Source organism: Antrihabitans cavernicola (genome assembly GCF_008297975.1).
GTDB classification, from domain to species: Bacteria; Actinomycetota; Actinomycetes; order Mycobacteriales; family Mycobacteriaceae; genus Antrihabitans; species Antrihabitans cavernicola.
This window is the reverse complement of record NZ_VLNY01000010.1, coordinates 103281-116265: the sequence shown is the minus strand read 5'-3', so window position 1 is coordinate 116265 and position 12985 is coordinate 103281. Positions and strand designations below refer to the sequence as shown.

Below are 12985 nucleotides of genomic sequence, written 5' to 3'. Positions count from 1 at the left end.
CGACCAACGCGGTCGTCGGGTCGATCGTTGTCAATGCCATGGCGGCTTCTCCTGTTGGGTCGGTAGTGCTATTTGTGCCGCGCAGCAGCGAGACGATTGCGGCGACGAAGGCGAGCGTCGCGCCGAACGCGAACACGATGACCAGCCCCGAGTGAAAAGGCCCGGAGATGAGCGCAGGGAAGAACTCCCGTCCGGTCAGCGTTTGTTGCTGCGCGGCTGTGAGTTGCCTCAGGGCGCCGCTCGGTTGCAGCAAGTGTTGGATCGGGTTGACGCCGAGTTGCGCGGCGAAAAGTGAGGCAACGGGGGGTAGGTTGCCGACCTGGGTGGCGAGATCAGCGGGGACGCCCTGCTGTTGTAGTGCGCTGGTGAGGGTGCGGGGGAGGCTGCTGGCCAGCCCGGCGATCATGAGGGAGAAGAACACGCCGATCGAAACGGCAGTGCCGGAGTTCTGGAAGGTGGCGCGCATACCCGAAGCGACGCCACGCAACTGCGCGGGCACGCTGCCCATGATCGAGGACGAGTTGGGAGAGGCAAACATGCCGCTGGCGATCCCGTTGAGTGCGATCAACACCGCGAAGATCCAGTAGCTGAAGTCGATCGGGACGAGTATCAGGCCGAGGAAGCTCGCGCCGAACAACGCGGCTCCGCCCGTGGCCAGACCGCGTGAGCCGACCCGGTCGGACAAGTAGCCGGAAACCGGGCCGGCGGCGAGGAATCCGGCGGTCAGCGGCAGCATGAATATGCCCGCCCACAGTGGGGTGCTTTCGTAGTTGTAGCCGTGCAACGGAAGCCAGATGCCCTGCAGCCAGACGATCAGTACGAATTGCATCCCGCCGCGGCCGATCGAGATGGCAAGCCCCGCAAGGTTGCCCAAACTGAAGGCTCGGATACGGAAGAGGCTCAACTGGATCATCGGCGAGTCGACCCGGTTCTCGATTGCCACGAACACGATCAGCAAAGCGAGACCACCGCCGAGCAGGACGACCACCAGCGGGCTAGTCCAGCCCATGGTGTGGCCGCGGTAAGGCTGTAGGCCAGAGGTGATTCCGATCAGGATTGCGCTCAAGCCGACGGCGAAGCTGATATTTCCCCACCAGTCGATATGCCCGGCAACACGCTTGCCGGTGTCGTGGAGGGTGCGATACGCCCATACCGTGAAGAAGACCCCGACGGGGACGTTGACCCAGAACACGGCCCGCCAGTCCCAAGCGGCGAGCACACCGCCTGCGACCAGTCCTATGAACATTCCCGCGAGGCCTGCGACCTGGTTGACGCCGAGCGCGAAGCCGCGCTGATCCTGGGGAAAGGCATCGGTCAAGATCGCTGCCGAGTTCGCGGTCAGCATCGAGCCACCGACTGCTTGCAGCACTCGCCAGCCGATCAGCCACATCGCCCCATGGCCACCGTCGAACGGATCGAAGGACAGCAGAATGGAGGCGAAGGTGAACACCGCGAATCCCGCGTTGTAGATCCGGACCCGCCCATACATGTCGCCGAGCCGACCCACCGTGACCACGAGGACGGCTTGAACCAGTCGGTATCCCATAATCATCCACAACAGGTACGCGATGTTGCCCGCCGCCAGCGGATCCAGGTGTACACCTCTGAAGATCGCGGGCAGGGCGATCAGCACGATGGAGCCGTCCAACGCAGACATGAATACCGCGGCGGTGGTATTCGTCAGAGCGGTCCACTTGTACCGGCCATCGGATACCCGGCGCGCGTCGAGCGACGTCCCAAGATCCGTCATCAACTTGTGTCCTTCAGGTTCTTTCTGCGTCAGATGTGGTGTGCCAGCCGCTCGAGCAGCGCGGCGGCGGCAGCGAGTTGCGCCAGCTCCGTCGAGCTGAAAGCACCGCTGGTCAGTGCTTGGGCAACGAGTTCGCTTCGCGCGTTGCGTTTGTCTTTCAGCGCCTGCAAGCCGGCATCGGTAGCGCTCAGCACGACGCGTCTACCGTCGTTGGGGTCCGGGCGGCGTTCGACCAGTCCGCGAGTGCACAGGTCGCTGATCGTCGCGCCCATGGCCTGGGCGGTGATCTGCACCTCTCGTGCAAGGTTCGACGAAGTGGTGGGGCCGGAACGTTCGAGGCGAGACAGGGCAGTTCGCTCGGGCATGGTGAGCTCACCCGGTGTAGGAATCTGTCGAATCCGGCGTAAGAGCACGCTGACGCTTGCCAGAAGGGTAGTTGCCACCGCCCCGGGGGTCGCGTCACCTGCCATATGCTAAGCCTACTTTATAAGGTGACTTTAGTAAACCGACCCGAGCCGCTCGACCGATGCAGATGAGGTCGCGTATGCGACCGACTGGACTGCGTCAACTGCCGCTTCCGGTGTTCGGCAAGGACGGGGGTTGTGCGCCGCCCTGTCTGAGCAGGGGCGCCCATCCGTTGAGGTAGACGTGGTAATGCTGCCGCGAGCCCAGCGGTGCCGAAACGTCGTTCACGTTCAGATGCCACGGTCCGCCGGGTGTGTCCTCGGGGCTCCGCGAATCGATACCGTCCGTTGTCCATGGCACGCCCGAGAATCCGGTCGGCATGAACCGGCCCGAGCTACGCGCCGGAATCTGACCGCTGATCTGTGCGATGACGTGATCCGTACTGACCGAGATCGTGATGTTGGTGCTGTCGAGGGGGAGGACTCCCCAACTCGTCCAGCTCATATCGGCGCGCCTGCGGTCGGTGAACGGTGGCGTGTGTCCGGCCGTATGCACGCCGGCAGCGCAGTAACCCGACTTCCTGACGTCGCTGAACGGATGATCGAAGTCGCCGCACTCGCCGGAGTTGAGGAAGTCGGCGTGGATCGTCACATGCAACCAGGCCGTTGGGGGAGTGGCGTTCGCCGTTTGCGCGAGAGCGGCGATCATCCCGACGACCAGAATCAGGACAGCGGCGGCGGTGCGACCGGGTACCACGAGAGTCTTCGGCATGGCGTTCCTTGCCTCGATGGACATCCGAACACGCTGCGCGACCCCGTTCACGCCACGGTGACGAGCGTAGCTCGGCTGGTCACGGGCGCAAGATGTTTCGGAGTTTCGGTGTCATCGAAGTTCCGGCAGACGGCCGGTCACCGAAACACTCTCGTAGTCCGACGGCCTGAACTTCGCTTGCCGGCGATACTGCACTCCGAGCCACGGCCAGTTCGTGGTGATCCGACCGTCGGCCTGGCGATACCACGAGGTGCACTGACTCCAGACACTTCCACGGAGCTCCTGCTGTACGCGTTCGTCGTACGATCTTTCGACATCGGGACGCACCTGCAGGGGCGTGCCCGTCGCGGCGATATGCGTGACGTAATCAGCCAGATATGCGGCTTGCGACTCCAGAAAGTAGATGATCGAACCCCCGCCGGTGTTGGTGTTCGGGCCGTACATGTTCAACAGATTGGGGAACCCCGGAACGGTCATGCCGTAGTAGGCGTGGGCACCGCCTGACCATTCGTCAGTCAGGCGACGGCCGTCGGCGCGCTTGATGGACATCGGCTCGAGGAACTCGGTCGCCTTGAAACCGGTGCCCCAGACGATGACGTCGACGTTGTGCACGTGACCGTCCTCGGCCACGATCCCGCCAGGAGTGATCTCTCGGATCCGTTCGGTCACCACATCGACGTTGGGCTGCGCGAGCGCCGGTAGGTAATCGTTGGAGAACAGGATCCGCTTGCAGCCGATCGGATAATCCGGCCACACCTTCTCGAAGAGTCCTGGCTTCGATTTGGTTTGGCGGCGCATGTGCCACTTGGAGAGACGCTTCAGAACGCGCGAAAGGGGTTTGGAGTAGACCCACGCGATGCTGAGCCCCTCAACGACGCCGTACCAGGTGGCTCGCTCGGCCAGCTCTGTCGCAGGGACCGTCTCGAAGACTCGATGATGTCGTGGTGAAAACTCCCGATCGAATCGCGGGATCACATAGGGCGCGCTGCGCTGGAACAACACGAGCTCGGCGACTTGCTGCTGGATCTGGGGTACGAACTGGATCGAGCTGGCACCCGTCCCGATCACGGCAACTCGCTTTCCGGTCAGGTCGACATCATGGTCCCACTGCGCGGAATGGAAGCTTTCGCCTGTGAACAGGTTGCGGCCGGGAATGTCGGCGAACGCCGGTCGCGACAGCTGACCGACAGCGGAGACCAGAACGTCGACTACGAGCGGGGCTCCCGTGCTCAATGCGACGGTCCACTTTCCAGTTGCGGCGTCGTATGTCAAGCCGAGTACCTCGGTGCCGAAACGGATATGACGGCTGACGTCGTACTTGTCCGCAACGGTCCGGATGTAGTCGAGGATTGCCGGCTGCCGCGAAAACCGGTGCGGCCAGCGGGGATTAGGCTCGAACGAGTACGAATAGAACGGCGACGGCACATCACACGCTGCGCCGGGGTACGTGTTCTCGCGCCACACTCCGCCGACGTCGTCGGCCTTCTCGAGGATGACGATGTCGTGAAAGCCGCGCGTCTTCAGCCCGATAGCGGCGGCGAGGCCACCGAAACCGGTGCCGATGATCGCAATCGAAAGGCTCTCGACGGTCTCCATGTCACTGTCCTCCAGGTGCCGCACGATCATGTCAAGTTGTCCGCCCGAAGCCAACGCCGAAGGTGTCGACCGGGTCGCGGTCCTCGAACCGTATCGCGATCAGAATGACGGCGGTCATCCCGGCGGCTGAACGTCTACGTCGGCGTCAGTCTCGGAATGCCCAGGCGGACTATGAGCGGAAGCTCTTCGCGCCAGAACGAGTCACCGTGCGACCCGATTCTTTCCTTGAATACGGCCTCCCCGCCGGCGTCGCGGAGCGCATCTGCCCAGCGGGTCGCCTTCTCCCGGAAGAATGGCTCCGACGCCTCATCGGCCGGCCCGTGGACGCCGACGATCATCGTCGAAGGTGAGCCCGCTGTCTCGAGCAGCAGGCCCCATTGCGCGATCGCTCGCCGTCGCCCGCGAACACGATGGCCTTCGGCGGCTCTGGCGGAACGAACACGGTGACCTCGCGGCCGCCGTCGTAGTCGAACTCCGCAGTGACGAAATGCCCCGAAACAGAGCCGTCGGTTCTCTTGTCGTTCACGGCTGAGTGGGCCCGGCGCTGGTTCGCTGACTGGCGTTGAAGCGCGCCTTCTTCTGCCGATTGCCGCACGTGTTCATGTCACACCATTTGCGGGTTCGACTTTGACTGGTGTCGAAGAAGGCAGCTCGGCACGTGGGTGACGCGCACAAGGCCAACTTTCCGTCTCGTTCGCCTGCGATGATGCTGATCGCGTCGGCGGCGATGACGCCGAGGGCATCTTCGACGCCAGAAGTCGCGCCAAGTCGCCATCGTCGAGTGCCCGCAAGTGTCAGAAGCGCTGAAGCGCGACCGTGACTGCTGAAATCGTTGATTACTCGGACGGCTGACTGGGGGAGTACGTCGTCGACTGCGGCCGCCGATGCGGCGGCGTGGATCGATTCCCTTAATTTCCAAGCTAGTTCGAGCTGGGCTGCGGTGCAAGAGTCGACGGCGAGGCCGCTCACCTCCAGCCAATCGACCAGTCGTTGCGGAGTGGGAATGCGCTCCACCGAGATGCCCTGACGCTCGGACAGGGTCCCCGTGAAGCTGGTTGCCAGAACGCTGCCGAGTCGGAAGTCAGGGAACTCGCTGGGCATGGAACCACCTTAGCTGGTTGCTCGGAACCTGGAGACATGTTAGAACCGTCTTAGACGGTTCACCAACGCCTGGAGGTCTCATGTCTGCGGACGTGCAAGCATTCGAAGCTCATGTATCCGATGTCGAACTCGACGATCTGCGTTCGCGATTGGCGGCGGCGCGGCTCCCGGAAGCCGAGACGGTGTCGGGCCCTCGACGATGGGACCAGGGCGTTCCGCTCGCCGATCTCGTCGACGTGGTGAACTATTGGCGTACCGGCTACGACTGGCGAGCGTTCGAGTCGAGACTCGACCGCATCGGGCAGTTCCGCACGACCATCGACGGCCTCGGAATCCATTTCCTGCACCGTCGTTCGACGCGCGCAGACGCCACTCCGCTGATCTTGACGCACGGCTGGCCCGGCAGCATTGCCGAGTTCATCGACCTAGTGGACGAACTCGCAGATCCGAAAGATGCAGGGGCGCCGGCGTTTCACGTCGTGGTCCCGTCGTTGCCGGGCTTCGGTTACAGCGATAAGCCGGCGACCACAGGGTGGGGGACAGAGAAGATCGCGGCTGCCTGGGTAGAGCTGATGGGGCAGCTCGGTTACGGCAAGTTCTTAGCCCACGGCGGCGACTGGGGAGGTGTGATCACCACGATCCTCGGCGGCAGATTCCCAGAGCAGGTACTCGGCATCCACACAACGGTTGCGCAGGCCCCGCCAGGGATGACCACGGATGGGCTGTCGGCCGCGGAGCGCGCATGGACCGAGGAGAGCCACGATTTCTGGCATCACCGCGCGGCATACGCGAAGCAGCAGGCGACTCGACCGCAGACCATCGGCTACTCGTTGGTCGACTCGCCGGTCGGGTTGCTGGCCTGGATCCTCGACAAGTTCGCCGAGTGGACGGACACCGAAGACAGTCCTTTCGAAACGACCTCGATCGACCGTCTCTTGGACGACGTCACGCTGTATTGGTTGACGCGGACGGGGGCATCGTCAGCTCGTATCTACTACGAAAGTCATAACTCTCTCGATCCGGATTTGCGGGTCGACGTCCCGTCGGCGATCACGACGTATCCACACGACATCGAGAAGTATCCGCGTGCCTGGGCGCAAGAACGGTTCCGCCAGATCATGCGGTGGAGGGCACCGGAAAAAGGCGGGCACTTTCCGTCGCTCGAGGTTCCCGCCTATTTCGTCAGCGATCTGCGCGAAGGTCTTGCCGCAGTGCTTGCCGCACATAGGTGAACCTCTTGTGCTGAATACCGGAGTTAGCTTATATAAGCACAACTAGGTATTGTCCGTGTTGTGCACGCTTTCGACATCCTCGGAGACCCAGTGCGTCGGCGCATCCTGGAGCTGCTTGCCGACGGTGAGCAGACCTCCGGCGCAATCACAGACGTGATCCGGGCCGAGTTCGCACTTTCCCAGCCGGCTGTGTCGCAACATCTGCGCGTTCTGCGTGAGAACGGTTTCGCGTCGGTCCGGGCTGAGGGAACTCGCCGGTTCTACGCCGTCGATGCCACGCCGCTCAGCGACATCGACGTGTGGTTGGAACGGTTTCGCGGGTTCTGGGATCAGCGACTCGATGCTCTGGAGACCGAGCTGGCACGCGGCAGGCGTGCGTCTCGGACCGCCAGTGATGGCAAGACCAATCCGCTAGCGAAAGGAACATGAAATGAAGGATGTACTGGACGAGCTGGCCGCTGCGCGCCGGACGATGGGCACAGCAACCCTGCCCGCCGGCGATGCGTACACGATCGAGTTGCAGCGCACCTACGACGCGTCGGTCGACGACGTGTGGAACGCCGTCACCGATCCCGACCGACTCGGCCGTTGGTTGAAGCCGGTCACCGGGGATCTGCGGCTCGGTGGGTCGTTCGAGCTCGACGGTGGTGAGCATGGCGAGATTCTCGCGTGCGACCCGCCGCGACGGCTGCGCGTGTCCTGGCTCTTCGGACCCGGCGCCGACGAGTGGCCGGGCACGAGCGAGCTGGAGGTGCGCCTGTCGCCAGGCCCTGCCGGGCACACGGAGTTCGAGTTGGTCCATGCGGTGGCGGTCGGAGAGCCCATGTTCCCGACCTACGGCCCCGGTTCCGGTGGTGTGGGCTGGGACCTGCGTCTCCTCACCCTGGCCCAGTTCCTGGCCGACAGCGATGCCTTCGACCACGAGGAGTTCGAGACCTCGCCTGCGGGCCGCGAATTCGCCGGGCGTAGCGCTGTGGCATGGGGCGAAGCTCACCTGGCCGCCGGCGGCGATCCGGATCACGTGGCGGCCGCGGTCAAGGCCACCACCGCGTTCTACGTCCCCGGAGGCAACGAGCGCTGAGACACCAGGAAAGTCGTGTGCGGTGTCAGGCTCCGCGGGGCACTGCAGTGGGCGTGGACCTCACCGTCGCAAGAGGTTCTGGCACGATGGTGGAGTGGAAGCAGATTCGCGGCCCGACGAATTCGATCCCTTCGAAGCCGCGATCGACGACGCACTGAACTCTCTGCCTCATGGGCTTCGCGAAGCGATCAACAATGTCGAAATCGTCGTCGAGGACGAGCCGCCATATGGTCAGCCTCTGCTCGGCTTGTATCGCGGTGTGCCGCTGCCGCGTAGGAGCAGCAACTACGGTGGGGTGCTGCCGGACAAGATCAGCATCTACCGCGGACCTCTCACCAGACTTGCGCGTGGAGATGCCGATCGCCTGCATCGCGAAGTCAAGCACGTCACGCTTCACGAGATCGCTCATCACTTCGGTATCAGCGATGAGCGACTGATCGAGCTGGATCGATATTGAGTGTGATCCGATCGGAGAACTACTTGACGGGACCGTTCTGGGACGGCGTGCACGGACGTGCACCGATTCCACCCGCCGCGAAGACGCTTGGATTCGAATTCCTCTCGCACGACAAGGAATCCGCCACAACCTGCGTCGCATTCACTGCGCCGCACGAGTTCACCAATCCGGCCGGCAACGTCCTCGGCGCATTTCTCGCCGCCATGCTGTACGACACCGTCGGTCCGGCGCTACTCGCGACGCTCGAGCCCGACCAATTCCAGTCGACGCTGGACATCCACACCACATTTCACAGTCCAGTCCGGCCGGGCCGGATCCTCGGTACCGGCCGAGTCGTCGATCGGCGCGGCGACATGGCAGACCTCGATGCCGTACTGACAACCGAGGACAGCGTGAGGATCGCCAGCGCGACAGCCACCGCACGCGTCATTCCGCTGACCGATGCGAAGGACGCTGTCTGAGCCCGCAGCGGCCCGTTGATCGGGGACACGCCACTGCAGTCGATGATTCATCAGATGCAGTGTGCAGCGTTTAAATGACATAATGTCGATTATCGGCAATATGTCGAATTGCGAGTACGCCGACAGGAGCAACTGAACACAACGCCACAGCCGCACGTGTCCTGTCTCGCCTGATGTGGCGCAGTCTCGTTTGATCTGACGTATTCGCTCGGCGTGTCTCAGTTCAGTTGGCGCACCTGCATGTTTCGTCTCATTACAGTTGGCGCATGACCACAGCGGTCTGTGCGCCGCCTCCTCCGCCGAGGCGTGATCCACTCGAATTTGTCACTGTGACGTTTTGTGACGATGGTGGTGAACAGTCCGATGTGCTGGCTCGGGTTCACCACCGGCCGTTCGAGTCGGGTCGGCCGGTTCGCGCGCTGCGGACCTACAAGGGACAACGCAATTTCGTCGGCGAATGGTGGTCGGCAACGACAGGCGACCACGTCGGGTTCGAGTCGTGGGTGGAGCGCGACAGGTTGATGGAGCTGGATTTCGTTCGCGAGTCGGTTGGTATCGCGAGTCAGCCGTTCCGGCTCGGGTTACGTGTCGGCGAGCGAGCCGTGGCGCATACACCGGACTATTTCGTCCGCTGCGGCGACGGAACGGGCTGGGTTGTCGATGTGCGTCCGGACGCTCTGGTCGGTGAGCATGACGCAGCGGTGTTCGCCGCGACGGGCAGGTGCTGCGAGGCGGCTGGCTGGCGGTATACGCGAGTCGGAGAACTCGATCCGGTGTTCGCAGCGAATCTGCGTTGGCTCGCGGGTTATCGGCACCGTCGGTGTCTGGACTCGGCGATCGCGGCGGTCGTCGCCGAGGTATTGGCGGCGGCTCCGATGCCGATCGGCACGCTTGCCGAGCGGTGCGGGCCTCCGATCGTGGTGCTGCCGACTATCTTTCATTTGATCTGGATACATCGAATCGCGACCGATCTTGGTTCGGTGCCGTTGAGTCTGGCGTCGGTCGTCCGTGGCCGGTCGGCTGCATGAGCGCCGACAGCCGTCGGATACGGGTCGGTTCGCGTATTCGTTTCGGTGACACCGAGTACGACGTGTCCGGCGTGGACGGCACGGTCGTGTACCTGACCACGCCGGGTTGTGCACCGCTGACCGTGCGGGCCGCTGATCTGCTGACCGACAGGACATTCCGGGTCCTGTCGAGCGAGCGGTCGCGACGTATCGCTCCCCCACCAATTTTCGAACAGCTTCCCGTGGAGGTGCGTGAGCGGGCGCTGCGGTTGGAGCACCACATCACCGAGATCCTGGACGGCGTGCCGTTCGATGCCCCGACGGGGACTCTGCCCCGGCCCGAATATTGCGTTCTGACAACGACGTTGCGTCAACGCGAGGTCAGCAAGGCGGCCGAGATGGCCGCATCCGGCGAGCCGATCCCGTTGCGGTCGTTGCAGCGGATGCGGCAATCTTATGAAGCGGAGAATGTGTTCGGTCTGGTCGACAAACGCCTGATCAGGCGGTCGTCGGCGCTGGGCCGTGCCGACGAGCGGGTGGTTGCGTCGGTGCGTCGAGTCCTGGCGGCCAACACCGAGGCATCGTCGGGGAGCGCCGACCGGCTGCGCCGCGCGGTGGAGCGGGATCTGGCGGAACAGTATCCGGGCGAGTCGGTTTCGATGCCGTCTCGGCCGACGTTCTACCGTCTGCTGGACCGGATGGCCGAGGCTCGGCACGCGACCGGATCGGCTCGGACGCGGCGTACGTTGGCCAAGCAGCCGACGGGCCCGTTCGGGTCGGTGGTCGCGGTGCGTCCGGGTGAACTCACTCAGATCGACTCCACCCCACTCGATGTCGCGATCGTTCTGGATGACGGGGTGATCGGTCGGGTCGAGTTAACTGCCCTAGTGGATGTCGCGACCCGCAGCATCGCGGCGGCGGTGTTGCGCCCGACTACGAAGGCGGTCGACGCCGCACTACTGCTAGCGAAGGCGATGACGCCGGAGCCGATGCGCCCGGGATGGCCGGAGGCGATCGCTATGGCGAACTCGGCGTTGCCGTTCCAGCACATGCTCGCGGTCGACGACCGCTTACGCGATGCCGCTGCGCGACCTGTGATCGTGCCGGAGACGATCGTGTTCGACCACGGAAAAGTGTTCGTGTCGAACACGTTCCGTTCCGCATGTCGTACTTTGGGTGTGACGATCCAGCCCGCCCATCCGGACACGCCGACCGACAAGGGCATCGTCGAACGCACCCTGGGCTCGGTCGCGACATTGTTCGCGGAGAAGGTCACCGGCTATCTCGGCTCGTCGGTCGAGCGGCGCGGCAACAACGCGGAGGGGCAGGCGGCGTTTTCCTTGGTCGAGTTGCAGAGTCTGCTCGACGAGTGGATCGTCACCTGCTGGCAGAATCGCCCGCACGACGGGCTGCGGGATCCGTTGAGCAGCAAGCAGATGCTGACGCCGAACGAGAAGTATGCGGCGCTGCTTGCCGTCGCGGGCTATGTGCCGGCACCGCTCTCGGGCGAGGACTACATCCGGCTGCTTCCGAGCGTGCCGCGCGTGATTAACGCCTACGGCGTCAAGATCGACCACCGGGTCTACGACGACGAAGCGTTGAATCCGTTGCGGGGAGAGAAGTCCGGCATCGCCGCGCTCGGCGGCAGGTGGGCGGTGCACTACGACCCATACGACGTGACGAGGGTCTGGATCCGCAATCGCGCCGACGATGCCTGGATCACCGCCTATTGGAAGCAGCTACGGGCGGTACCGCAACCCTTCGGGCAGGACGCGTGGAACCATGCCCGCCGCGTCGTTGCCGAACGCGGCCAGCAAGCACCGACCGAGGAAACGATCACCGCGGCGGTCGACGACCTGCTAGACCGGGCCGCAGCGCCGTCGAACGCCGGCCGGGCTGCGTCGTCTCGCAAGGGCCGTCGCGTGGCGGCCCGCACCCGCGCCACCAACTCTGTTGCGTCGCCGATCCCGCCGACCGAACCGGTAGCCGGGCCCGCATTGGCCGAGCAGGACGCCGACGACGACATTGCCGACGTGATCCCGCTACCGGTGTTCGATCCCGACAAGGAGGCCAAGTCCTGGTGGTGAGAACGTGAACGGGTCCGGGGATGGTCACACAGAACATCGGCGGCTACCGACCGTCACGCTTGAGGGGTGGCGGCAGTTCGTCGACAACAAACCAGTCCATTTGACTCTCATGGATCGGATGTCCTTCGACGATCTCGGCGCGGCGGCTCGCGAGGAGTATGACGAGCGGCGCATCGCTTACCACTCCGAGCTGGTGGTCGTGGAAACGTCCACGGTTCGTCAGATCATTCATCAGGGCCGACTGCTGATGATGCTCAATCAGCGAGAGATCAGCGCGCGCCGGTCGTTGATCGTCGACGGTCCGTGGGCCAGCGGCAAATCCACCACGATCAAATTGCTCGGCAAGGTGCACGAGCAGAAGGTGCGTAGTCATTGGCCCGACCACGACAGAATCCCCGTCGTCTACATCACCACACCGCCGAAGGGGTCACCACGCAAGCTCGCCAGCGAGTTCGCACATTTCCTTGGCCTGCCGGACAAGCCGCGCTACAACACGACCGACATCGCCGACGCCGTCTGTCACGTGCTGACCGAGGCCCGGACCGACCTGGTGATCGTCGACGAGATCCACAATCTGAACCTGGCTACCAGTGCTGGCGAGGACATGTCCGATCACTTGAAGTACTTCACCGAGCACATGCCGGCGACCTTCGTATACGCCGGGATCAATGTCGAACGCTCGGGGCTGTTCACCGGCGTGCGCGGTAAGCAGATCTCCGCTCGATCGGTGCTGGTGCACACCGGCCCGTTCATCTTCGGTGACGAATGGCGTTCGCTGGTCGCCACGTTGGAGGCCGCGCTTCGCCTCTACGAGCACGCGCCGGGGACGTTGACGCGCAACGCCAAGTATCTGCACCAGCGCACCGGAGGGTCGATCTCGAGCCTGTCGCAGCTTATCCGCACCGCCGCTCTGTCGGCTATCGTGTCCGGCTCCGAAGCGGTCACCCGCGATCTGCTGGATGCGACCGTCCTGGATCACGCCGCCGAAACCGTAGCTCCGCACCAACGTCCTGCATCGACCTCGACGGGCTGAAGAT

At 63.8% G+C, this 12985-nt stretch carries 13 protein-coding genes and 1 pseudogene; 8 read left to right on the top strand and 6 right to left on the bottom strand.

Annotated features, from left to right (window positions below; all coding sequences use genetic code 11):
- Positions 1-58 precede the first annotated feature (58 nt).
- From FOY51_RS19280 to FOY51_RS19255, 6 genes and pseudogenes are all read right to left on the bottom strand, one after another.
- A pseudogene (locus tag FOY51_RS19280) lies at positions 59-1750 on the bottom strand (MFS transporter); the annotation flags it as partial.
- A gap of 29 nt (positions 1751-1779) precedes the next feature.
- Complete coding sequence (locus FOY51_RS19275) at positions 1780-2115, bottom strand: MarR family winged helix-turn-helix transcriptional regulator (protein WP_235916505.1); 336 nt, start codon at positions 2113-2115, stop codon at positions 1780-1782.
- 199 nt (positions 2116-2314) lie between these two features.
- Positions 2315-2950: a hypothetical protein gene (locus FOY51_RS19270; RefSeq protein ID WP_214633122.1), complete on the bottom strand. Its 636-nt coding sequence runs from the start codon at positions 2948-2950 to the stop codon at positions 2315-2317.
- Between the two features lie 87 nt (positions 2951-3037).
- Positions 3038-4522 (bottom strand): flavin-containing monooxygenase, encoded by a 1485-nt coding sequence (locus FOY51_RS19265; protein WP_149431886.1) that lies wholly within the window; start codon positions 4520-4522, stop codon positions 3038-3040.
- A gap of 334 nt (positions 4523-4856) precedes the next feature.
- Positions 4857-5048, bottom strand: a complete 192-nt coding sequence (locus tag FOY51_RS27670; RefSeq protein WP_235916503.1) for a hypothetical protein — start codon at positions 5046-5048, stop codon at positions 4857-4859.
- Positions 5045-5623 (bottom strand): CGNR zinc finger domain-containing protein, encoded by a 579-nt coding sequence (locus FOY51_RS19255; protein ID WP_149431885.1) that lies wholly within the window; start codon positions 5621-5623, stop codon positions 5045-5047. Before FOY51_RS19255 ends, FOY51_RS27670 begins: the two co-directional genes overlap by 4 nt.
- An 80-nt stretch (positions 5624-5703) precedes the next feature.
- Here FOY51_RS19255 and FOY51_RS19250 point away from each other — a divergent pair, with 80 nt between their 5' ends.
- From FOY51_RS19250 to FOY51_RS19215, 8 genes are all read left to right on the top strand, one after another.
- The gene (locus tag FOY51_RS19250; RefSeq protein WP_149431884.1) at positions 5704-6855 is read left to right on the top strand and encodes an epoxide hydrolase family protein; all 1152 of its coding nucleotides are present in this window, start codon (positions 5704-5706) and stop codon (positions 6853-6855) included.
- A gap of 60 nt (positions 6856-6915) precedes the next feature.
- Positions 6916-7284, top strand: a complete 369-nt coding sequence (locus FOY51_RS19245) for an ArsR/SmtB family transcription factor (RefSeq protein ID WP_149431883.1) — start codon at positions 6916-6918, stop codon at positions 7282-7284.
- 1 nt (position 7285) lies between these two features.
- On the top strand, positions 7286-7936 hold the full coding sequence (locus FOY51_RS19240; protein WP_149431882.1) for an SRPBCC family protein: 651 nt from the start codon (positions 7286-7288) through the stop codon (positions 7934-7936).
- Positions 7937-8030: 94 nt separating this feature from the next.
- A complete protein-coding gene (locus FOY51_RS19235) occupies positions 8031-8393 on the top strand; it encodes a metallopeptidase family protein (protein ID WP_149431881.1) in 363 nt (120 codons plus the stop codon).
- A 23-nt stretch (positions 8394-8416) separates the two neighbouring features.
- Positions 8417-8854, top strand: coding sequence for a PaaI family thioesterase (locus FOY51_RS27665; RefSeq protein WP_235916501.1), 438 nt, complete (start codon positions 8417-8419; stop codon positions 8852-8854).
- 266 nt (positions 8855-9120) lie between these two features.
- Positions 9121-9882 carry a TnsA-like heteromeric transposase endonuclease subunit gene (locus FOY51_RS19225; RefSeq protein WP_214633121.1) on the top strand — a complete coding sequence of 254 codons (762 nt, stop codon included), beginning with the start codon at positions 9121-9123 and terminating at the stop codon, positions 9880-9882.
- Entirely contained in the window at positions 9879-11948 is a 2070-nt protein-coding gene (locus tag FOY51_RS19220) for a TnsB C-terminal domain-containing protein (protein WP_149431879.1), read from the top strand. The genes FOY51_RS19225 and FOY51_RS19220 overlap by 4 nt, the downstream gene beginning before the upstream one ends.
- 118 nt (positions 11949-12066) lie before the next feature.
- Positions 12067-12981 carry an ATP-binding protein gene (locus FOY51_RS19215; protein ID WP_235916500.1) on the top strand — a complete coding sequence of 305 codons (915 nt, stop codon included), beginning with the start codon at positions 12067-12069 and terminating at the stop codon, positions 12979-12981.
- Positions 12982-12985: the final 4 nt, after the last annotated feature.

Excerpts from the sequence above, each read along its gene's own strand:
- FOY51_RS19275 (WP_235916505.1), bottom strand. The coding sequence starts at position 2,115 with ATGCCCGAGCGAACTGCCCTGTCTCGCCTCGAACGTTCCGGCCCCACC.
- FOY51_RS19270 (WP_214633122.1), bottom strand. The coding sequence starts at position 2,950 with ATGTCCATCGAGGCAAGGAACGCCATGCCGAAGACTCTCGTGGTACCC.
- FOY51_RS19265 (WP_149431886.1), bottom strand. The coding sequence starts at position 4,522 with ATGGAGACCGTCGAGAGCCTTTCGATTGCGATCATCGGCACCGGTTTC.
- FOY51_RS19255 (WP_149431885.1), bottom strand. The coding sequence starts at position 5,623 with ATGCCCAGCGAGTTCCCTGACTTCCGACTCGGCAGCGTTCTGGCAACC.
- FOY51_RS19250 (WP_149431884.1), top strand. The coding sequence starts at position 5,704 with ATGTCTGCGGACGTGCAAGCATTCGAAGCTCATGTATCCGATGTCGAA.
- FOY51_RS19240 (WP_149431882.1), top strand. The coding sequence starts at position 7,286 with ATGAAGGATGTACTGGACGAGCTGGCCGCTGCGCGCCGGACGATGGGC.
- FOY51_RS19225 (WP_214633121.1), top strand. The coding sequence starts at position 9,121 with ATGACCACAGCGGTCTGTGCGCCGCCTCCTCCGCCGAGGCGTGATCCA.
- FOY51_RS19220 (WP_149431879.1), top strand. The coding sequence starts at position 9,879 with ATGAGCGCCGACAGCCGTCGGATACGGGTCGGTTCGCGTATTCGTTTC.
- FOY51_RS19215 (WP_235916500.1), top strand. The coding sequence starts at position 12,067 with ATGTCCTTCGACGATCTCGGCGCGGCGGCTCGCGAGGAGTATGACGAG.